The following is a 24,027-nucleotide window of genomic DNA, read 5'->3' on the forward strand; positions in this document are numbered from 1 at the left end:
TTCACCGAACTTGATCGACAATCGCGGGAAACGAGCGCAATGGCGGATCAGAGCGCGGAGGACCCCCGTACTCCGTCTACTGGCAGAGTCGCCTCAGAATTAGCTGCGTCGCTGGCTGCGGCGGGCTTCGAAGACGCGCGCGAAATCGGCCGCGGCGGTTTCGGTGTCGTCTACCGATGCCGGCAGGTCTCCTTGGGCCGCGTGGTCGCGATCAAAGTGCTGGCCTCCGACCTCGATGCACCGAATCGAGAGCGGTTCCTGCGCGAGGGCTACGCCATGGGACGGCTGTCCGGCCACCCCAATATCGTCAACATCCTGCAGGTCGGCGTCACCGACAGCGGCCGTCCGTACATCGTCATGCCGTACCACCGGGCCGATTCACTCGCGGTCCGGATGCGCCGCGAGGGCGCGATTCCGTGGCCGGAGGTGCTGCGCATCGGCGTCCATCTCGCCGGAGCGCTCGAGACCGCGCACCGCGGGGACACCCTCCACCGTGACATCAAGCCCGCGAACGTGCTGGTCAACGACTACGGAGAGGCACAGCTCACCGACTTCGGGATCGCGCACATCGCCGGCGGATACGAGACCGCGACCGGATTCTTCACCGGAACGATTGCGTACACCGCTCCCGAGGTGTTGTCCGGCGAGAAGCCGACGATCGCGGCTGACGTCTACTCGCTCGGTGCCACGCTGTATGCCCTCATCGCCGGGTCCGCCGCCTACGAGCGCCGCAGCGGTGAGGAGATGGTTGCCCAGTACATCCGCATCAGTTCGCAGCCGGTGCCGGACCTGCGCTCCGACGGAATCCCGATCAACGTCTGCGAGACCATCGAACGCGCGATGGCCAAGCGGCCCGCGGACCGGCCAGCGACGGCAGCCGAGTTCGGGCGAGAGCTACAAGACGCACAGCGCCGCAACGGGCTCAGATCGGACCAGATGGCGCTGACCGCCGAATCGATCTCGCACGACACCAACCCCAAGGGTGTCGCGCTCCCGCCCGAGCGACCCCCAGATGGCGGACCGACCGCCGGACCGCCGGCGTTCACCGGCTTCGATGACCGGACGCGACCGCCGGACGCATCGGCGTCGCAGGCGACTCGCGCGCCCAACACCATCCCGCCCGCTCCGGTCGTGGGTCCGCCCGCAGGCGCACATACGGGGTCGAACACGGGCTCGAACATGTCTGCCGACCCCACCATCTTGACCGGTGGACCGCGTTCGGGTTCCAAACCCATCTACTCGGGGCCGAACCCCGTCTACTCGGGACCGAACCCCGTCTACTCGGGACCGAACCCCGTCTACCCTTCTGGGCCGCAGCCGGTCTACCCGTCGGGCCCGCAGGTCGTTTACCCGTCCAATCCACACGCGGCCACGAGTCCACCGATCGTGCTGCCTGCCGACGTTTCCTTCGCACAACCCCCGAATCCCCCGCAGCCTCCGGGACCAAAGAAGTCAGAGTCCGGCGGCGCCAAGAAACCGCTCATCATCGGCGCGCTCATCGGCGTGTGTCTACTCGTCATCGCGAGCATCGCGTGGTTCGTCCTGCGCGACAAGTCGAGTTCCGGCAAGTCAGATGAAGACACGGTGGCGACCCAAGAGGGATGGCACGCCATCACCAATGCCCGAATCGCGCGATCCGGGGCAGCCACGACCCAGTCCGACGGCACGATCTGGATTTTCGGCGGCGAAGGCGACAACGGCGTTCTCGGCTCCCATGAGGGGTACGACCCGGCGATCGACGCCTGGAAGGGCGGCGACGAACTCCCGACACCCGTCATGGATGCGGCCTCGGTGACGTGGAACGGCAACCCAATCGTCATCGGCGGCTTCACGGCCAAGGACTCGTCACCGACCGCGAACGTGTGGCGCGTTGTGGACGCGCACTGGGTAGCGCTCCCGCCGTTGCTGCAGCCACGCGCCGCGGCCGGCGCTGCGGTCGTCGGCGACAAGATCATCGTGACCGGCGGTGTCGGCTCCGACGGCCAGAACCTGTCGACGACCGAGATCTTCGACGGAAAGCAATGGACGCAAAGCGCCGACCTGCCGACCCCGCGCGACCACCTGGCCGCGGTGTCCGACGGTGTCGCGGTGTACGCGCTGGGCGGCTCGGCCGGCGGTAAGGAACTGGCCAACGTCGACAAGTTCGACCCGGATTCGGGGACTTGGACGTCGCTCGCGAACGCGCCGGAGGCGCGGTCGGATTTCGGCGCGGTCTACGACGACGGACGGATTGTCGTGGCCGGCGGACTTGCGGGCGGAAAGGTACTCAACACCGTCGCGGTCTACGACATCGCGGGCGGACTGTGGTCGGACCTTCCATCGATGTCGACCGCACGCCACGGACTCGCGTTGTCCAGCGTCGGGCCGAGCGTGTACGCGATCGGTGGATCGACGGCAATCGGCGACAGCGACTTCACCTCCCAGGCCGAAGGCCTGACACTCGCTCCGCGCAAGCTCCAACCCGCGTCGCAATGGCGGTCGCTCCCCGATTCACCGGCGGCTCGCCTGCAGTCGGCATGGGCAGTCGCGGACAACAAGATCTGGATTCTCGGCGGCCTCGCCAACGGGCAGGTCTTGCAGACGGTCGAGAGCTACGATCCGGCATCTGGTCAGTGGGCGCCGGGTCCGCCACTCCCGATTCCGCTGCACCACGCCACCGCGACGACCTACCGGGGCGAGGTGGTCATCCTCGGCGGAGCCACCGTGTACAACAACCTCGCAAAGGCGTCCGACAAGGTCTTCGCCCTGCGGGGCAACAGCTGGGTCGAGTTGCCGAAACTCAAGCACCCGCGGGCCGCTCCCGCCGCCGCGGTCGTCGGCGACAAGCTCATCATCGCCGGTGGTCAGAACGAGAAGAAGCTCGTCGAGCCGACCGAGGTCTTCGACGGCAGTTCGTGGTCGGACGCGGCCGCCCCGCCAACCCCGCGCGAGCACCTCGCGGCGGTGTCGGACGGTAAGTACTTCTACATCGTCGGTGGCCGATTCCTCTCGTCCGACAAGAACTCGGCCGCCTTCGAGCGGTTCGACCCCGAGTCCGGCGAGTGGAAGAAGTTGCCCGACATGCCGACTCCGCGCGGTAGCTACGGTGCCGCCTACATCGATGGACGCATCGTCGCCATCGGCGGCGAGGAGCCGACGCGAGTGCTGGGCGAAGTCGAGGCATACGACATCGCCGACGGCAAGTGGCGGAAGCTGCCCCCGCTGCCGACGCCGCGTCACGCGCTGGTCGTCGCCGCCGTAGGAAACACGATCTACGCGATCGACGGTGCGAACCGTCCAACCCATGAAGGTCCCGTGGCCACGGTCGAAGCCCTCGACTTCGTTTAGAAAGTGCCTCTATGCCGCAGCTTTCCGCGATGACGCGCACGGCGTACGTGGTCCTCGCGCCCGGAACCCCCGGCGAGCGGGAGATTCCGATCCTGGGGCGGCTGTATGTGGGCCGGGAGTGCGCAGGCATCGATGAGCAGCACCGCCTGATCCTGACCGATCCGCGGGTGTCGCGACTGCACCTCGAGATCACCCTGGGCGGTGACGGATCGGCGTGGGTGACCGACCGCAGTGCCAACGGTACGACGCTCAACGGGACGTTCCTCCCGGTCACCGGTCCCGTCGCCTTGCGGCCCGGTGATCGCCTCGGCCTCGGCGCACCCGTGATCGAATACCGCACTCCGCCCGGCTTCCATCTGCCGCCACCGGATGGCACTCCGTATTTCGTCGAGATCCGCGAACCCGATCGGCCGATCCGTCTCCGGGTCATCGAAGGTCCCCTCGAGATCGGCCGAGACTGCCAGGGCGAGCGCGTCGAGGACCGGACCGTCTCCCGTTCCCACCTGAAGTTCATTCCCCGGCCCGGTTCGCTGACGGTCGCGGACCTCGGCGGCCGCAACGGCACTTTCGTCAATGGCATGCAGTTGATCGAGCCGGTCACTGTGCGTCCGCAGGATGTGCTGCGGATTGGGCGAACGGAGCTGGTTCTCCTCGCGGCCCAGCGGCTCGGACCGCCGGGTGCACCGGCGGCGCCGAAAGCAGCCGCCCCGGTGCCGGCGGGCTTCCCACCGCCGCTGCAGCCGTATCCGCAGCCGCCGTTCGCGCGACCCGCACCGCAGCCCCAGCCACAGCCGACCCCGGGACCCCCGCAGGCGGTGGCCCAGCACAAGCCGGTTCGAGTCGGCGCGGCAACAAAAGTCGGAGCGCTTCTCGTGGCGCTGATCGTCGTTGGCATCGCAGGTTTTGGCATGTCGCACCAGGCCAAGCTCGACTCGCTGAAGAAGGAAGACCCCGTCAGCTACCTGCCGGCGACGGCCGAGTCGACGACGCTCACCAAGGATCAGAGCAAGTTCTTCAAGAACGACTCCCAGCCTCAGTTCGTTCTGTTCCATCGGAACGGCGGGCTCACCGACGCCGACCAGGCGCACATTACCCAAGCTCGCGATTCCATCGCGAAGGTCAAGGGCATCGATGGCACCACCGCCGGTCTCTCTGCTCCCCAGATTTCGAACGACAAGACGACCGCCTCGGTCTCGGCACCGCTGATCTTCACGGACGGCGGCAAGGACGTCCCACTCGAAGAACTCACCAAGTCACAAGATGCCGTCCTAGCGGCCGCAAAGGCCGATGCCCCAGCCGGACTCGAGGTCGATATTGCGGGTTCGGCCGCGATCACCCTGGCCAGCACATCCGCGTTCAGCAAACTCGACGGCCCACTGCTGATCATCACGCTCATCTTCGTCGTCGTCATTTTGTTGGTCGTTTACCGGTCCCCGACGCTGCTGTTCGTACCGCTCATCTGCGCCGTTCTCGCCATTGGGTGCGCGTCCCTGGTCGTTTATCTGCTCGCGGACAATGGCCTGGTCACGTTGACCGGTATCGCGACGGCGATCCTGTACGTACTCGTCCTCGGCGCGGGGACCGACTACGCCCTCCTCCTCATCGCGCGCTATCGCGAGGAGTTGTACAAGTACGAGAACCGCTTCGAGGCGATGATGGTCGCGTGGAAGGAGTCGGCCGAAGCCATCGTGGCGTCGGCGGGGACAGCCTCCGCGGGTCTGCTCTGCATGATGGTGTCCGACCTCAAGTCCAACCAGGGACTCGGACCAGTTGCCGCCGCGGGCGTCGGTGCCACCCTGCTCGTCATGATGACCGTGCTCCCCGTATTGCTCGCGCTGTTGGGGCGCTGGATCTTCTGGCCGAAGATCCCGCACCCTTCGAAAATCGACGCCCTCGGAAAGGTCGGTCTCTGGGGCAAGGTCTCCGATGTCGTCGTCCGTCATCGGCGCGCGGGGTGGATCTGGTCGACCTTGCTTCTGGTCATCATGATCGGCGGAATCACGTCTCTGAACGCCGGCGGCCTCACCCAGCTGCAACAGTTGGATGCAGACACGCCCGCCGTCGTCGGACAAAAACTGTACGACGAGAAATTCCCGGAATCGAAGGGTTCGGGTGCACCCGCGTTGATCCTCGCCAACACCGGGTCCGCGGATGCTGTCATCGCCGCAGCGCAGGGAGTAAAGGGCATCGCGGGGACTGTGTGCATCGCACCCGACTTCGACAAACTCGCTGCGGCCCAGCAACAACAACAGCAGCAGGGCCAACCAGCCGCGCAATCGGAAGGCTGCGTGCCGCCCGAAGTACAGGTCCAGCCCGTTGACGGTCGAACCATGATTCTGGCGAACCTCACCGACGGCGCCGACAGCCCGGCTGCGATGAACACGATCGAGCGTTTACGCACGGCAGTGCACGGGGTAAGCGGTGCGGATGCGCTGGTCGGCGGGACGAGCGCCCAGTTGCTCGATGTCAAGAAGGGCACGGTCAGCGACCGCAACCACATCATCCCGCTCGTCCTGTTCGTGATCTTCGTGATCTTGATGATGCTGCTGCGCTCGATCGCCGCACCGATCCTGCTCATCGCCACGGTGGTGCTGTCGTTTGCCGCAACGCTCGGAGTGAGTGGTGTCGTTTTCGACTACTTCTTCGATTTTCCCGCTGCCGACCAGAACTTCCCGCTCTTCGCGTTCGTTTTCCTCGTGGCGCTCGGCGTCGACTACAACATCTTCCTCATGACGCGTGTGCGCCAGGAGGCACAGCTGCTCGGAACGAGATCGGGTATCCGCCGTGGGTTGGCCGTGACAGGTGGCGTCATCACGTCTGCCGGCGCCATTCTGGCCGCGACCTTCGGCGCCCTCATCACGACCCCGCTCGTCGTCCTCGCCGAGATCGGATTCGCCGTCGCGTTCGGCGTTTTGCTCGACACGCTGATCGTTCGCACGATCTTGGTACCCGCGCTCGCACACGAAATCGGGCGCGGCATATGGTGGCCGTCCAAGCTGCGAAAAGGCCTCGAGTAGTTCTCGATGTTCCGCAGGAGTGATCGAAACCCACCCTAGGGTGTCTGGCTCGTCCGATTAGGTTGCCGGAATGTTGACCGTGATCGACACTGCAGTTAGCTGACGCGAGATAGGAGGCGGAATGCCTGTGGACGCCGGGCAGGGCCCAACTGCCTCGGAGGTATTTCCGCTTTCGGCAGCACAGCGCGGCATCTGGTATGCCCAGCACCTGGCCGGCGACGTCCCGATCTCGATCGCTCAGTACGTCGAGATCAGCGGACCGGTCGACGTCGACGTCCTGACCGCCTGCACCCTCCGCATGGCACGCGAGTTCGGTTCCGGCTACCTGCGCGTCTTCGAAATCGACGGCGAGCCGTGGCAGCGGATCGGCGAGGAAGACCCGGTCATCCGTTCGCTCGACTTCAGCGACGACGCCGATCCCGCCGCCCGCGCGATGGAGTGGATGCGCACCGAATACTCGACGCCCACCGACCTCGACAGCAGCTCGATCATGTCCTCGTCGACCATCAAGCTCGGCCCAGACCTCCACTATTGGTACCTGCGCTGCCACCACATCGCGGCGGACGGTTTCGCCGGGCTCACCTTCGTCAACCGCATCGCGGAGCTGTACACCGCGGCGGTCAACGGAGTCGAGCCATCGCCGTCGAAGGCCAGCCCCCTCGTCGATGTCGTCAACGCCGACATCGAGTACCGCGCCTCCGACAAGTTCACTGCGGACCGCGATTTCTGGCTCGAACACCTCCAGAACCTGCCCGAGCCGGTGAGCCTGGCCGGGCGAACCGCGCCGCCGAGCGCACATCCTCGACTGCTCTCCGGAGCTCTGCCCGCCGACACCAACGCGTTGCTCAGTGCCGCGGGCACGGGTGCCGGGGTGGCCCCGGCGATCATCGCCGCGTTCGCTGCCTACCTGGGTCGGCTCACGGCGACCAGCGAGATCACGCTGAGTCTTCCGGTCACCGCACGGACTTCGGCCGTGCTCAAGCGGTCCGGCGGCATGGTCGCCAACGTCGTTCCGTTGCGGCTGTCGATCGCCACGGACGTGACGGTGTCCGAACTGGTTCGCAGCACACAACTCGAACTCACGGGCGCCCTGCGCCGACCGCGGTATCGCCAGGAGGACATGTTCCGCGACCTCGGACACACGGGTGATGCGCCGGCCGCCTTCGGGCCGTCGGTCAACATCATGATGTTCGAAAGCCGCGTCGTCCTCGGGCCCACCGAGGGACGCGTGCACGTCCTCACCTCGGGCCTCATGGAGGACCTGTTCCTCAACCTCTACCCGGGCATGGGTGACGCCAGCACGCACATCGACTTCCAGGCGAACCCGGACCTGTACAGCGCCGAAGACCTGGCCGCGCACCACAAGCGGTTCCTGGCGTTCCTGCACCGGTTCCTCGAAGCCGACGCCGACACCCGCGTCGCCGACGTCAGCGTGCTGGAAGCTGCCGAACGCGAGGCGATCGTCCCACTGCGCGGACACCCCGCCTCGCCACCGCAAACGCTCCCCGAGATTCTCGCGGGCGGCGTCGCGCGGTCAATCGGCAACCCGGCGGTCACGATGCCCGGACGATCGCTCAGCTACGACGAACTCGACCGCCAATCGTCCCAACTCGCGCGCATCCTCATCGAACGCGGTGCACGGCCCGAGACGCATGTCGTCGTCGCGATCGCCCGGTCGATCGAATCGATCCTCGCGGTGTGGGCGGTCGCCAAGACCGGCGCCGCGTTCGTGCCCGTCGACCCGAAGTACCCGGCCGACCGCATCCTGCACATGATCACCGACAGCGGATCGACGTTGGGCGTCACGGTCGCCGGCGCTCGCGATGGGCTGCCGGACAATCTCACCTGGATCTCCCTCGACACCACCGACCTCCTCGCGGACATCAGCGACGCCCCGATCACCGACGCCGATCGCCTCGCGCCGGTTCGCATCGCCAACACCGCGTACGTCATCTACACGTCGGGTTCGACCGGTCTGCCGAAGGGCGTCCGCGTCACGCACGCCGGACTGACGAATCTCATCGAAGACCGCACGCGCGCCTACGGCATCACCGCCGACACCCGCTTGTCGCACGCGTACTCCCCCAGCTTCGACGCCTCGCTCGAACAGTTCCTCGTCGGCTTCGGCAACGGCGCGACCTTCGTCGTCATCCCGGCCGACATCCTCGGCGGCGAGCAGCTCACGTCGTTCATCGAGGCCGAGCGCATCGATCACATCGACCTGCCGCCGGCGATGCTGTCGTCGATGGACTCCGCGAGCGCGCCAACGTTGCGCAGCGTCGTCGTCGGCGGTGACGTGTGTCAGGACGACCTCGTCACGCGCTGGCAGCCGGGTCGCACCATGCACAACGCCTACGGTCCGACCGAGGTCACGATCTCCTCGACGGCGACGACTGTCGAGCCCGGCCGAGCGGTCACGATCGGCGGGCCGATGCAGGGCATCACGGCCGTCGTCCTCGATCAGCTGCTGCAGCCCGTGCCGATCGGCGTCCCCGGTGAGCTCTACCTCGGCGGTCCCGCGGTCGCCCGTGGCTACGCAAACCTCCTGGGCAACACGTCCTCGCGCTTCATCGCCGATCCGTACGGCGAACCCGGGTCTCGGATGTACCGCACGGGTGACGTCGTCCGCTGGGTCGAGACAGAAAGCGGCCTCGAACTCAGCTACATCGGACGCTCGGACTTCCAGATCAAGATCCGCGGTTTCCGCATCGAACTCGGCGAGATCGACGCGGCACTGACGCGGCACCCGGCCGTCGAGAACGCGGTGACGGTCGGCGCGAAGACGGCCGCCGGTGCGGCTGTCCTCGCCTCGTACGTCGCCGCGATGCCCGGCCAGACGATCGATCCCGACGCGCTGACCGACTTCGTCGCAGAGTTCCTACCAGCGCATATGGTGCCGTCGACGATCATGGTTCTCGACGCGCTGCCGTTGAGCGACGTCGGCAAGGTCGACCGCAAGAAGCTCCCCGAACCCGTGTTCACCTCGCGCCGGTCCTCGCGCGGCCCCACGAACCGCACCGAGGAAGTGCTCGCGGGAATGTTCGCCGAGGTCTTGGGCCTCGACTCCGTCGGCATCGACGACAGCTTCTTCGCCCTCGGTGGCGACAGTATCGTGGCGATCCAACTCGTCGCCCGGGCGAAGAACGCCGGACTCTCCGTGACGACGCGCGACATCTTCGAGCGCAAGACCGTTGCCGGTCTAGCCGAAATCGCCGGGTCCGCGGAGACCGCGGTAGTGCTCGAAGAACTCCCCGGCGGCGGTATCGGTCCGGTTCCGCTCACTCCGGTTATCGAAGCGATGGTCGAGAACCCCGGTCCCTTCGATCGGTACTCGCAGGCCGCGCTCATCGAGCTTCCCGCGGACGTCGACGCCGCGTTCCTCGCCCGCGCGGTCGAGGCGCTCATCGACCACCACGACATGCTGCGCGCCGTCCTCCAGAAGGACGACGACTGGACGCTCGAGGTGCCCGCACCCGGCGGGACGGTCGGACGCTCGCTTCTGCACGAAGCCACGATCGACGGCTCGTCGGAAAGTGTCGACCGCGAACTTCAACAGGCTGCCGACCGCCTCGATCCGTCGACAGGGCGCCTGATCGCGCTGGCCTGGCTGCATCTCCCCTCCGGTCCAGACCTGCTGTGGCTCGTCGTGCATCACCTCGCGGTCGACGGCGTCTCGTGGCGCATCCTCCTGCCCGACCTCGCGACCGCATACCTGCAGATAAGCGCTGGTCAGGCCGTGGCTCTCAACCCGGTCGGCACGTCGTTCCGGCGTTGGGCGCACGGCCTCGCCGAGACCGCGCCGACGCGTCGCCACGAACTCGCCCGGTGGGAGGGAATCCTCACCGGTGCCGACGAACCGCTCGGCAGGCGCGCTCTCGAACCCACGACCGACGTCGGAAGCACGTCCGCGCGCATCGACACCGTCATCCCCGCGTCGGTCACCGAGGTGATCCTCACGGCGCTCCCGGAGCGTTTCCACGGCGGTGTCAACGATGGTCTGCTGACCGCGCTCGCCTTGGCGATCGCCCAGTTCCGTGCTCGCCGGAACTCGCGTCAGACCGACGTCCTGTTGCAGCTCGAAGGGCACGGGCGTGAAGAATCCGCCGTTCCGGGCGCCGATATTTCGCGCACCGCGGGCTGGTTCACGACGCTGTACCCCATCCGGCTCGACCTCGACGGCGTCGACCTGGCCGAAGCCTTCACCGGAGGTGCGGCCGCCGGCCTCGCGATCAAGTCGGTGAAGGAACAGCTGCGTGCGCTTCCGGATAACGGCATCGGTTTCGGCATGCTGCGGTACCTCGACCCGACCACCCGTGGCCGCCTCGCCGGACTCGCGGCCCCGCAGGTCAGCTTCAACTACCTGGGACGCGCGACATCGGGAGCCGACGGCGGGCCGTGGATGCCGTCGACCCAGTACGACTCACTCACCGGTACCTCCGACCCGCAGGCCGGATTGCCCGCCGTCATCGACATCAATGCCATCGCCACCGACACCGCGACCGGCTCGGAACTGACAGTGAGCTGGGCGTATGCCACCGACGTGATCAGCGCCGAAGACGTGCGCGAAATCGCCGGCCTGTGGTCCGAGGCGCTCGCCGCGCTCGCCGGCCACACCCTGGAGATGTCGGGCCCCGCGTTCACGCCGTCCGACTTCCCGCTCGTCGACGTTCAGCCGTCGGACCTCGACCGCTGGGTTGTGCAGTACCCGTCGATGGTCGACGTCTGGCCGCTGTCGCCACTGCAGTTCGGTCTGTTGTTCCACTCGATCTACGACACCGACGCCGCGGACGCCTACACCGTCCAGGCGATCCTCACGCTGTCCGGAACCGTCGATGCACACCGACTCCAACGCGCGGCCCAGGCTCTCGTCGACCGCAATGACAACCTTCGCGCCGGCTTCGTCGAAACCGATGACGGGCCGCGGCAGATCATCCTGTCGCACGCGAATGTCGGCTGGTCCGAGGTCGATCTTCGGACCCAGCCCGACCCGGACAAGCGCGCCCACATGCTGCACCGGCACATCGAGGTCGACGCGGCGACCCGTTTCGACCTGACTTCACCTCCGCTTCTTCGGCTCACCCTCGTCCGGATGTCCGACGACGAGTGCAAGCTGCTGCTCACCAACCACCACTTGATCCTCGACGGCTGGTCGACGCCGCTGATCGTCCAACAGCTCATTGCGCTTTACGCCGCCGATGGCTCGGACCGGATGCTGCCTCCCGCGCGCAGCTACAAGAGCTACCTGTCGTGGCTGGGCGAACAGAACCTCGAGGAATCGCTGAGTACCTGGAAGGAAGCGCTGTCGGGCATCGACAACCCGACGCGCGCCGTCCCGACCCTCGACCGGACCGAGGTGTCGCAGGGGTTCGAGCTCGCCACGAAACTGAGCGCCGCCGACACGACCGCACTGCAGCAGCTGAGCAAGACGCTCGGCATCACGGTCAACACGACCATCCAGGTGGCGTGGGCGCTGAACATGGCCACTCTGACCGGACGCATGGATGTCGTGTTCGGCAATACCGTCTCGGGTCGGCCCGCACAGCTCGCCGGCGTCGAAGAGATGGTCGGCATGTTCATCAACTCGCTGCCGGTCCGGGTCCGGCTCGACCCCAGCGAAACCGTCACTGAGCTGCTCATTCGGGTCCAGAAGGAGCAAGCGGACCTCCTCGACCACCAGTACGTCGGACTGTCGGACATCCACCGCGCGGTCGGTCTTCCGGAGCTGTTCGACACGCTGACCGTCTTCGAGTCGTACCCCATCGACACCGGCGCGCTCGCGGCCGCGTTCGACGTGGCGGGCATGCGAGTGACCGGCTTCGAAGGCACCGACGCGACGCCGTACCCGTTGGGGCTCAAGGTCATTCCGCACCGCCCCGAGCACACCGGCGAAGGCGAACGCTACGAGATCGTCGTGACGTACCTGGCCGGTGCCTTCGAGGCACCCGAGGTGCAGCGGATTCTCGACCGGCTCGTGCGCTGGCTGTCGGACCTCGTGGCGAATCCGCAGGCGCGCCTGGCCACCGTCCAGGTCTGCGACGCCACCGAGCTCGCCGAACTCGCCCCGGTTCGCGGCCTTCCCGACGTCGAAGTCCGCACTCTCCCGGAGATTCTGTCCACCGGCGCTGCGGTTGACCCGGACGCCATCGCGGTCACCGCGAACGGCATGGACCTCAAGTACCGCGAGCTCGACGAATGGTCGAACCGACTCGCCCGCGTCCTGATCCGCCGGGGTGTGGGTCGCGAAGTGTTCGTCGCGCTGGCGCTCACCCGGTCGATCGAATCGATCGTGGCCATCTGGGCCGTCGCCAAGACCGGTGCCGCCTTCGCTCCGATGGACCCGAACCATCCACCAGACCGCGTCGAGCACATGGTCACCGACTCGCAGGCGCCGATCGGACTCACCATCACGGCGATCGGTGAGACGCTGCCGAGTTCGATCGACTGGCTGCTGCTCGACGACTTGAACACCATGCGGCGCGTGATGACCGTGTCCGCAGCACCGGTCACCGACGAAGACCGCGGCGGGCCGATCCTGGTCGACCAGACGGCATACCTCATCTACACGTCCGGCTCCACGGGTAAGCCCAAGGCGGTTCTCCTCACGCACCGCGGCATGGCGAACCTGGTCCTCGCGCTGCACGAAGACTTCCGGACCACCCCGCAGTCGAGCGTTCTGCACGTGGCATCGCCGAGCTTCGACGCGTCGATCTTCGAGATGCTGTCCGCGTTCGGCGTGGGTGCACGGCTCGTCATCGCCTCGCCGGAAACCTACGGCGGCCCCCAGCTCGAATCGCTGCTCCGCGACGAGCGCGTGACGACCGCGAGCATGACGCCGTCCGCGCTCGCGACGATGGAACCGAACAACCTGCCCGATCTCGAGGTCCTCGCAACCGGTGGCGAAGCCTGTGGACCGGAACTGATCGAACGCTTCTCCCCCGGTCGCACGATGTTCAACGTCTACGGCCCGACCGAGTTCAGTATCTGGGCGACCGGTTCGGGACACCTCGATCCGGGCGATGACGTGACGATCGGTGGCCCGGTCCGCGGTGCCCAGCTCCTCGTTCTCGACACGTGGCTGCGGCCGGTGCCGCTCGGTGCCCAGGGTGAGCTCTACATGGCCGGCCCGGGCCTGGCCCGTGGCTACTTCAACCGCACCGAGATGAATGCGTCTCGCTTCATCGCCAACCCGTACGGCGCTCCCGGCGACCGCATGTACCGCAGCGGTGACATGGTCCGGTGGGTCCAGGGGAAGCGGGGCCTCGAACTCGAATACCTGGGCCGCAGCGACTTCCAGGTCAAGATCCGCGGTCTGCGCATCGAACTCGGTGAGATCGACGCGGTGCTCGTCGCCGACGAGGAAATCGCGTACGCCGCGACCCTCGGCGTCAAGGGTCCTTCCGGCGCAACGGTTCTCGTCTCGTACGTGCTTCCTGAGACGGGCATCGACCTCGACATCGAACGGCTGCGGACCCGCGTCGCCGGAGTGCTGCCGGGCTACATGGTCCCGTCCCTCATCATCGTGCTCGACAAGATTCCACTGACCCCGGTCGGCAAGCTCGACCGCAAAGCACTGCCGGCTCCGGACTTCCGGGCCCGCCCGCAGTCGACGTACCTCGCGCCGCGCACCCCGGTCGAGCACACGGTGTGCGAGGTGTTCTCGGCCGTCCTCGGTTTCGAGGGAATCGGAATCGACGAGTCGTTCTTCGATCTCGGCGGCAACTCGCTTCTGGCGACCCGCGTGATCGCCCGGATCAACTCCGCGCTCGGGTCGTCGATCGCGCTGCGCGACCTCTTCGACGCGCCGACCGCGGCGCAACTGAGCTCTCGAATCCACCCGGCCGGTGTAGGCCCCCGCGCGCAGCTCGTGTCTCGCGTACGCCCGGACCGGATTCCGTTGTCGCTGGCACAGCAGCGCATGTGGGTCGTCAACCAGCTCAACCCGACCTCGGGCGCCTACAACATCGCGATGGCGCTGCGTTTCACCGGCGCGCTCGACGTCGAGGCCTTCGAAGAGGCGCTCGGGGACGTCGTCGCGCGGCATGAGTCGCTGCGGACGGTGTTCCCGTCCGATGCCGCCGGTCCGCGTCAGGTCATCATCCACACCGAGGCCGCGACGCCGGTCGTCCGCGTGGTCGAGGTGCCGGAAGGCCCCGAACTTCGCACCGCGATCGAGACGATGGTCGCCACGGGAATCGATGTCACGAAGCGAACCCCATTGCGGGTGGGCCTGTTCCAGCCAGCCCCGGACGTGTACATCGTGGTGCTCGTCGTGCACCACATCGCGGCCGACGGCGTCTCGATCGCACCGCTCGCCATCGACCTCATGACGGCCTACACCGCCCGTCTCCAGGGTTCGACGAACGGTCTCGAACCACTCGCCGTCCAGTACGCCGACTTCGCGTTGTGGCAACGCGAAGTCCTTGGCGACGAGACCGATTCCGAATCGCTGGCCGGCCGACAGATCGACTTCTGGCGGACGACCCTCACCGGAATCCCCGACCAGCTCGACCTCCCAGGTGACCGCCCGCGCCCGCCGGTGCAGTCGATGCACAGCGCCGACTTCGCGTTCGACATCCCCGCTGACCTGCACGTTCGGCTCACCGAGCTGGCGAAGTCGACGAACGCCTCGATGTTCATGGTGATCCACGCGGCGCTCGCGGCCTTCCTGGGCCGGATGGGGTCGACCGACGACGTCGTCATCGGAACTCCGATCGCGGGCCGCGGCGAGGCCGCGCTCGACCCGATCGTCGGCATGTTCGTGAACACGCTCGCGCTGCGCAGTGCGCTGCCCGCCGCGACCTCCTTCCGCGACTTCCTCACCACGACCCGCACCGCGGATCTCGAAGCCTTCGCGAACGCGGACGTCCCGTTCGAGTACCTCGTCGAGGCGCTCAAGCCCGAGCGGTCGGCATCGCGGCACCCGTTGTTCCAGGTGACGTTCGCGCTCGAGAACTTCGCCGAGCCGCACTTCACGCTGCCGGGGCTCACGGTGGAGATCGAACCGTTCACGCGCAATGGGTCGGAGTTCGACCTCAGCGTGTCGATGCGGGAACTGCCCAACTCGTCGGGGCTCGCCACGACCTTCACCTACGCCACCGACCTGTGGGATGACGGCTCGATCCAGGACCTGTCAGATCGCTTCGTTCAGTTCCTCGATAGCGTCGCGACGAACCCGAACGTCGCGCTCGACCGAGTTTCGCTCGTCACCACCGAAGAGCGTCAGACCCTGGTGCCGGTGACCGGGCCCGCCGCCGCGGACCTGCGTCTGGTGCCGGACATGCTGGCCGCCACCGCCGCCGCGTACCCGCTGCGCCCAGCGCTCGTCACGTCGTCGGGCACGCTCACCTATGCCGAACTCGACCGCGCGTCCAACCGCCTCGCCCGCCAGCTCATCGCCGCCGGTGCGGGTCCGGAAACCATTGTCGCCATTGCTCTTCCGCGTTCGGAAGAGCTGTGGACAACGGTCTGGGCGGTCTTCAAGTCGGGCGCCGCGTTTGTGCCCGTGGACCCGAAGTACCCGGTCGAACGCATCACCCACATGCTCACCGACTCCCGAGCCGTCCTCGGCGTCACGGTCGCGGAGCACCGCGATGCGTTGCCGGATGCGGTGAATTGGCTGGTCCTGGATGGCGCTACCGACACCGGGTCAGATGCACCGATTGACCCGATCGAACTCCTCGGTCCGATCCGTCCGGACAATCCGGTGTGGCTCATCTACACCTCGGGATCGACCGGTCTGCCGAAGGGCGTCACGGTCACGCACCGCGGTATCGCGAACATGACGACGTCGTGCCGAGACTTCCTCGACGTCGACGAAAACGATCGCGTTCTGCAGGTCGCTTCGCCGAGCTTCGACGCCGCGGCCTTCGAATTCCTCCTCGCTTATGCGCATGGCGGTGCGCTCGTCGTCGCCCCTCCCGCCGTTTTCGGTGGCGACGAACTCAGCTCCCTCATCAACCGCGAGTCGGTGACGCTCGCCGTCATCACGCCGTCCGCGTTGACCACCGTCGATGCGGCGAAGGCCCAGTCGCTGCGCGCGCTCATGGTTGCGGGCGAGGCGGTCAGCCCGGACCTCGTCGCGCGGTGGTCCGACCGGGTGCGGATGTACAACCTATACGGCCCGACCGAGTTCACGATCTGGGCGACCGGGTCCACGGCACTGGTTCCGAACGAGCCGGTGACGATCGGCCGGCCGATTCGCGGTGCGGGTGCTCTCGTGCTCGACAGCGCACTCCAGCCAGTGCCACCGGGTGTCCTCGGCGAGCTCTACCTGTGCGGCGAAGCGCTGGCCCGTGGGTACCACGCACGGGCGAGCCTGTCCGCTGGACGATTCGTGGCCAACCCCTACGGCGCCCTCGGTGAGCGGATGTACCGCACCGGTGACCTCGTGCGGTGGGGAAAGACTGCCGACTCGACTACTGTGCTCGAATACATTGGCCGAACCGACTTCCAGGTCAAGATCCGCGGTCTGCGCATCGAGCTCGGGGAGATCGATGCCGTGCTCGCCCAACACGACACCGTCGACTTCGCGGTGACCCTGGGCGTCAAGAACCCGGCCGGGACGACGTCCCTGGCCGCCTATGTGACTGCCACACCCGGTTCGACACCAGATACCGCCGAACTGAAAGCGTTTGTCGCCGAACAGCTCCCAGCGCACATGGTGCCGAACGCGATCGTCGTGCTCGACAAGATCCCGCTGACGCCGGTCGGCAAGCTCGACCGCAAGGCGCTTCCCACGCCGGACTTCCGAGCCCGTCCGGAGTCGACCTACGTGGCCCCGCGCAATCCGGCCGAACAGGCAGTGTGCGAGGCGTTCTCCGAGGTTCTCAACGTGGAGAGGGTCGGCGTCGACGAGTCGTTCTTCGACCTCGGTGGAAACTCGCTCATCGCCACCCGGGTCGTGGCGCGTATCAATGCGGCGCTCGGTTCCGCCCTCACGCTGCGTGATCTCTTCGATGGCCCGACCGCGGCTGACCTGGCGCCCCGGGTTTCCGTATCGGGCGCGGGCGTACGGGTGCCTCTCGTCGGGCGGGAACGACCCGACCGCGTGCCGCTCTCACTCGCGCAACAGCGCATGTGGGTCGTCAACCAACTCGATCCGGAGTCACCCGTCTACAACATCCCGTTCGCGTTCCGGTTCACCGGCACGCTCGACATTGAGGCGTTCGGGCTGGCACTCGGCGACGTCATCACGCGACACGAAACCCTGCGCACGGTGTTCCCCGCCGACGCGATCGGCCCGCATCAGGTCGTCTTGCCACCAGCGCCGCCGACACTCGCGGTGCAGCACGTCGCCGAGGGTCAGGAGCTGCGCGAAGCCGTCGAGACACTCATCGGGACCGGCATCGACGTGACCAAGGGCAGCCCGCTTCGGGTCGGAGTATTCCGGCCTGCGCCGAACGTCCACGTCGTCGTTCTCGTGGTCCACCACATCGCGGCCGACGGCGTCTCCATCGCCCCGCTCGCGGGTGACCTCATGACCGCCTACTCCGCGCGCGTGCAGGGCGACTCGGCTGGGCTCGACCCGCTCACCGTCCAGTACGCCGACTTTGCCTTGTGGCAGCGAGAGGTTCTGGGCGACGACGCCGACCCCGAGTCCATCGCCGGTCGTCAGATCGATTTCTGGCGCACGACTCTTGCCGGTGTTCCCGACCAAATCGACCTGCCGACCGACCGCCCGCGGCCGGCCGTGCAATCGATGCGCAGTGGCGAATACGAATTCATGATCGGCGCCGGCACGCACGCGCGCATGCTCGATCTCGCGCGCGGCTCGAACGCCTCGATGTTCATGCTCGCGCACGCCGCTTTCGTCAGCTACCTCGGCCGGATCGGCTCGACCGACGACGTCGTGGTCGGCACGCCGGTGGCCGGTCGCGGCGAAGCCGCACTCGATCCGATCGTCGGCATGTTCGTGAACACCCTCGCGCTGCGTTCACATCTTCGGCCGAGTCTGTCGTTCCGCGAATTCCTGTCCGCGACGCGGGGCGCCGACCTCGAGGCATTCGCCAACGCCGACATTCCGTTCGAGCGTCTCGTGGAGGCGCTCAAACCCGAACGGTCCGCGGCTCGGCATCCGCTGTTCCAGGTGTTCTTCGCACTGGAGAACTTCGTCGAACCGCGGTTCACTCTGCCCGGACTCACCGTCGAAGCCGAACCGTTCGTCAAGGACGGCACCGAGTTCGACCTGCTGCTTTCGCTCAAGGAACGGCACGGTCCGGCCGGTTCTCCGGCAGGACTGTCGGCGGCTTTCACCTATGCCACCGATCTCTGGGACGCCGCGTCGGTGAAAACCATGGCGGACCGATTCCTGCACCTTCTCGACGCCCTGGTCAGCGCGCCGGACCTGCCGATCGGTGAGGTCCCGCTCGTCACGCCGGGCGAGCGCCGCACGCTCGTGCCAGTCGCCGGACTGCCCGCTGCCCAAGCTCAGCTCGTCCCGGATCTGCTGACCGCGGCCGCCGCCACGCACGCTTCTCGCCCGGCGCTCGTCACGGCCTCCGGGTCGCTCACCTACGCCGAACTCGATGCCGCTTCGAACCGGCTCGCTCGCCGTCTTATCGCTGCCGGGGCGGGTCCGGAATCGTTTGTCGCGCTTGCCCTTCCACGGTCTGAAGAGCTATGGGTGACGGTCTGGGCAGTGTTCAAGTCGGGCGCGGCGTTCGTTCCGGTGGACCCGAAGTACCCGGTCGAACGCATCACCCACATGCTCACCGACTCCCGAGCGGTCGTGGGCGTCACGTTGTCCGAACACCGGAGCGCGCTGCCCGACACCGTGGACTGGCTGGTCCTCGACGACGACACCGACGACCGGTTCAGCACAGACCCGATCCGGCCGGCCGACCGGACGGCACCGATCCACCTCGACAACCCAGTGTGGCTCATCTACACCTCCGGTTCGACCGGCCTCCCCAAGGGCGTCACGGTCACGCACCGCGGTGTGGCGAGCGTGGCCGCGTCCTTCCGCGACGTGCTCGGGGTCGACGAGAACCAACGCGTGCTGCAGGTCGCGTCGCCGAGTTTCGACGCGTCCCTGCTCGAGTTCCTCATGACGTTCACCCATGGTGCGGCGATGGTCGTGGCGCCACCCACAGTGTTCGGCGGTGACGACCTCACCGATCTCATCGCTCGCGAGTCGGTCACCTACGCGTTCCTCACCCCGTCCGCGTTGACGACGGTCGACCCGGCGAAGACGAGCAGCCTGCGGGTGCTGTCCGTCGGTGGTGAGGCGGTCAGCGCGGACCTCGTCGCCCGGTGGACGGACCGGCTGAGCGTGTTCAACTGGTACGGCCCGACGGAATGCACGATCGTGGCCACCGCATCGTCGGCGCTCCATGCGGGCGAAGCGGTCACGATCGGCAAGCCGGTCCGCGGGGCCCGCGCACTGGTCCTCGACAACGGATTACAGCCGGTGCCCCCGGGGGTCCTCGGCGAGCTGTACCTGTGCGGCGATGCCCTCGCCCGCGGCTATCACGCGCGCCCGGGACTGTCCGCTGGACGATTCGTCGCGAACCCGTACGGGGTACCCGGGGAACGCATGTATCGGACGGGCGACCTCGTGCGCTGGACCAAGGACCTGCAGATCGAATATGTGGGGCGCTCGGATTTCCAGGTCAAGATCCGCGGTCTGCGCATCGAACTCGGCGAAATCGACGCGCTCATCGGCGGCCACCCGTCCGTCGACTTCGCGATCACGCTCGGCGTCAAGAACCCGGTGGGCGCCACGTTGCTCGTGACTTACGTGACCGCTGCGCCCGGAGCGACAGCCGACCCGGCCGCACTCAAGGAATACGCAGCAGATCACTTACCTGCGCATATGGTCCCGAGTTCGATCCTCGTGCTGTCCGAACTACCGCTCACGCCAGTCGGCAAGCTCGACCGCAAACGGCTGCCGGAGCCCGATTTCGAGGACACGGCGACGGTTTACGTCGCGCCCCGAACGCCGTTGGAGGAGCAGATCGCGGCCCTCTTCGCCGAGGTCCTCGGCCGCGAACGCGTCGGCGTTCTCGACTCGTTCCTCGCCATCGGCGGCGACAGCCTCATGGCGATTGCCTTGGTGTCGAAGGCGCGCGCAGCCGGACTCGAACTGTCGTCGCGTCAACTGCTGCAGAACCTCACCGTAGCCGGGGTCGCCGAGGCGATCGAGGCAGCGGGCGAATCCAGCGGCACCATGTCCGCGCTCGAGGTGTGGCCGCTCGACGTTGTCCTGCCGATCCGCACGGGCGGTGACCTGCCTCCGCTCTTCTGCATCCACCCCGGATCCGGCATGTCGCTGCCCTACCAGCCGCTCGGCCATCTGCTGCCTGGCGATCGGCCGATCTACGGACTACAGTCGCCGGCGTTCCGGAACCCGGCGGACAACCCGTCGACGGTCGCCGAATACGCCGAGCGGTACCTCGCCGAGATCCGGAAGATCCAGCCGGAGGGGCCGTATCACCTGCTCGGCTGGTCGTTCGGCGGAACGGTCGCGCACACCATCGCGGCCATGATGCGTGATGACGGCGATCATGTCGCGCTGCTCGCGCTGCTCGACACCTACTCGTCGAACCTCACCGAGGACATGGTCGAAACCATGTCGGTCGGTCAGTTGCTCAGTGAGCTGGGACCGGTTCTCGGTGTCGAAGGCATCCCCGCGAACGCCACGACAGACGAAGCGGTCGCGTTGATCCAAAGCACCAAGCCCGAGCTGATCATCGACAGCGAGCTTCTCGAGCGATTGACAACGGTGTACAACGACGTCGGACGTGCCGGTCTCGGACATTCGTTCCCGACGGCCGATGTCGACGCCGTGTGCTTCACCGCGACGGTCGACCGCAAACCCGGCTTCGGACCGGAGGGCTGGGAGCACTGGATCATCGGTGAGATCACCAACCACGACATCGAGGCCAACCACGCGGGCATGACGGCACCCGAACCGCTCGCTCACATTGCCCGCCTGCTTGCCGAATACCTCCACGCGGAAGGTGCGTGACCCTTGACCGGTCCCCAACAGAACTCGCGATACGCCGTCGAGGTCGACGACGTCACCAAGTCATTCGGCGACATGAAGGCCCTCAACGGCATCAGCTTCACCGCCGAACGTGGTCGAGTCCTGGGCATCCTCGGTCCCAACGGCGCCGGCAAGACGACGACGGTCAACATCCTGTCGACGCTGCTCACGCCGGATTCGGGGCGTGCGTTCGTCGCCGGATATGACGTGGTGGCCGACCCGGAAGGCGTGCGTTCGTCGATCATGCTGACCGGCCAATATGCCGCGCTGGACGAATTGCTCACGGGGCGTGAGAACCTCGTTCTGTTCGGCCGCCTCATGGGCCTGTCCAAGCGCGAATCCAATGCACGCGCCGAGCAACTCCTCGGGGAGTTCGACCTCGCGTACGCCGCGGGGCGCCGGGTCGGCACCTACTCCGGAGGCATGCGGCGACGCATCGACATCGCGTGCGGGCTCGTGGTTCCCCCCGAGGTCGTCTTCCTTGACGAGCCGACGACGGGACTCGATCCGCGCAGTCGGCAAGGCATCTGGGACCTCGTCAAGTCGCTCCGCGATCAGGGTGTGACGACGCTGCTCACGACGCAGTACCTCGAAGAGGCCGACGTTCTCAGCGACCGGATCATCGTCATCGATAAGGGCACGGTCATCGCCGAGGGCACCGCCGATGAACTCAAGGCGCGCACCGGCGCGAGCTATTGCGAGATCGTCCCGCTGGATCTGCACAACTTCCCCGCGATCCTCGATGCCCTCGGACCCCTCGTCCCGCCGGAGTACCGCGAGACGGTGACCCCGGATTCGGATCGACTGGTGATCCCGGCACCGGACGGCGCCCGAACGCTGGCCGAGGCGCTGCGCCGGTTGGACGCTGCCCAGATCGAACTGGTCGACATCGCGCTGCGCCGCCCCTCGCTCGACGACGTGTTTCTGTCCCTGACCGGCCACGACACGACGTCGAGGGCCCAGTGAGCGGGATTGACTTGAGCACCGCCAGCCGACGGAATTCTCCGCCGGCCTACGCGCAATGGTGGGTACTGACGTTGCGCACGATCGCCCCGTCGCTGCGAAACGGCGAGTTCGGGCTCTCGGTGATCGCGCCCATCTTCTTCACCGTGACGGTCTACCTGCCGCTCTCGGGCGTCATGAAGGATTCGATCCCGAACGTCACCAGCTACGCGCAGTTCGTCATGCCGATGATCCTGTTGCAGGGTGCGGCGTTCTCGTCGATCACCGCCGCTTTCCGGGCGGCAACCGATCAGGTGGAAGGCATCAACCGCCGGTTCGCCGCGATGCCGATCGCCGCGTGGACTCCCGTGGCCGCACGCATGACCGCCAACATGATTCGTGCGGTCATCACGACGGTTGCAGCACTGATCTGTGGTTACGTCATCGGCTTCCGCTTCTACCTCTCACCGGTCTATGCGATCGCGTTCTTCCTGGTCGCGCTGCTGATCGGACTGGTCCTCGCGTTGATCGCGGACGTGCTCGGATCGGTGACGAAGAGCCCGGAGGCGGTGTCGCAGGCGATGATCGTGCCGCAGATGTTCTTTGGCCTGCTGTCGTCCGGCATCGCTCCCGACGACCAGTTCCCCGGCTGGCTGGCGCCGTTCGTGCGCAATCAGCCGATTTCGCAGCTCGCGAATCTCCTCCGCGCCCTGAGCGGCGAGACGCCGACGTCGGGACCACCGACCTGGAGTCAGGTCGCGCCGGGTCTGCTGTGGCTCGCGCTCCTCATCGGGCTCCTCGCCCCGCTGGCCGTCCGCATGAATTCGCGGAGGGGATGATGACGACCCTTCCGGCCGCCCGCGAACGCTCGCCGCGCGCTCTGGTGGCACACACGCTCATCCTGACGCAACGCCTCCTCGTGCGCTGGTCGCGCGATCCCATGACGCTGGCCCAGAGCCTCGTTCTGCCTGCGCTGCTGCTCATCATGCTGAACCTGGCGCTCGGCAACCAGATCACCCGCTACGCCGTCGACCACAACCTCTACGGTCCCGGGTACGACTCGATCTATGGCACCGTTCCCATGGCAGCCCTAGTCGGCATCATGGCTGGGTCGGTCGCCGGGGCGATCTCCCTGGGACGTGAGCGCGAGACCGGTCTGCTCTCCCGATTCTGGGTGTTGCCGGTGCATCGATCGTCCGGGCTCATCGCCCGAGTCCTCGCCGAAGGTATGCGCATCTTCGTCGGCACGGTCATGATCGTCATCGTCGGCTATCTCTTCGGCTTCCGCTTCGAGCAGGGTCCGCTGGCCGCACTCGCATACGTGACGCTGCCGGTGCTCTTCGGACTCGCATTCGCCACCGTCATCACGACCATCGCCGTCCGGACCGCGAAAGCCTCACTCATCGAACTGGTATCGCTCGCGAGCTCGGTCCTGACGTTCTTCAGCACGGGATTCGTCCCGTTGGATGCTTTCCCCGAGTTTCTGCGGGGTGTGGTCACGTATCAACCCCTCACCACGACCGTCGATGCGATGCGTGGTCTTTCGTTCGGCGGACCGGTGGCAAAACCGCTGTTGGTGACCTTGATCTGGTGTTTTGGGTCGATCTTGGTATTCGCAATACCCGCAGCACAGGGCTACCGCAAGGCCAGCCGGCGCTGATCGCTTCCCAACACCCCACACCTAGGTGGGGATTTCCCCACCCTCGGGGGAAGGGTGGTCACCCCCTGGGTCCCTATTTGTGATCAAGGTTTGCG

At 66.8% G+C, this 24,027-nt stretch carries 6 protein-coding genes; all 6 read left to right on the forward strand.

Annotated features, from left to right (window positions below):
* Positions 1–39: 39 nt before the first annotated feature.
* The 6 genes from F600_RS0112240 (at position 40) to F600_RS0112265 (ending at position 23,932) form a co-directional block, all read left to right on the forward strand.
* A complete protein-coding gene (locus tag F600_RS0112240) occupies positions 40–3,327 on the forward strand; it encodes a serine/threonine-protein kinase (protein WP_018160912.1) in 3,288 nt (1,095 codons plus the stop codon).
* Positions 3,328–3,338: 11 nt separating this feature from the next.
* Positions 3,339–6,344 (forward strand): MMPL family transporter, encoded by a 3,006-nt coding sequence (locus F600_RS27935; protein WP_081628813.1) that lies wholly within the window; start codon positions 3,339–3,341, stop codon positions 6,342–6,344.
* 121 nt (positions 6,345–6,465) lie between these two features.
* Complete coding sequence (locus tag F600_RS0112250; protein WP_018160913.1) at positions 6,466–21,312, forward strand: non-ribosomal peptide synthetase; 14,847 nt, start codon at positions 6,466–6,468, stop codon at positions 21,310–21,312.
* 3 nt (positions 21,313–21,315) lie between these two features.
* Positions 21,316–22,296, forward strand: a complete 981-nt coding sequence (locus F600_RS0112255) for an ATP-binding cassette domain-containing protein (protein WP_018160914.1) — start codon at positions 21,316–21,318, stop codon at positions 22,294–22,296.
* Positions 22,293–23,111: an ABC transporter permease gene (locus F600_RS0112260; RefSeq protein ID WP_018160915.1), complete on the forward strand. Its 819-nt coding sequence runs from the start codon at positions 22,293–22,295 to the stop codon at positions 23,109–23,111. The genes F600_RS0112255 and F600_RS0112260 overlap by 4 nt, the downstream gene beginning before the upstream one ends.
* Positions 23,111–23,932, forward strand: a complete 822-nt coding sequence (locus F600_RS0112265; protein ID WP_018160916.1) for an ABC transporter permease — start codon at positions 23,111–23,113, stop codon at positions 23,930–23,932. Before F600_RS0112260 ends, F600_RS0112265 begins: the two co-directional genes overlap by 1 nt.
* Positions 23,933–24,027: the final 95 nt, after the last annotated feature.

This window comes from Smaragdicoccus niigatensis DSM 44881 = NBRC 103563 (assembly GCF_000380645.1).
GTDB classification, from domain to species: Bacteria; Actinomycetota; Actinomycetes; order Mycobacteriales; family Mycobacteriaceae; genus Smaragdicoccus; species Smaragdicoccus niigatensis.

Excerpts from the sequence above, each read along its gene's own strand:
- F600_RS0112240 (WP_018160912.1), top strand. The coding sequence starts at position 40 with ATGGCGGATCAGAGCGCGGAGGACCCCCGTACTCCGTCTACTGGCAGA.
- F600_RS27935 (WP_081628813.1), top strand. The coding sequence starts at position 3,339 with ATGCCGCAGCTTTCCGCGATGACGCGCACGGCGTACGTGGTCCTCGCG.
- F600_RS0112250 (WP_018160913.1), top strand. The coding sequence starts at position 6,466 with ATGCCTGTGGACGCCGGGCAGGGCCCAACTGCCTCGGAGGTATTTCCG.
- F600_RS0112265 (WP_018160916.1), top strand. The coding sequence starts at position 23,111 with ATGACGACCCTTCCGGCCGCCCGCGAACGCTCGCCGCGCGCTCTGGTG.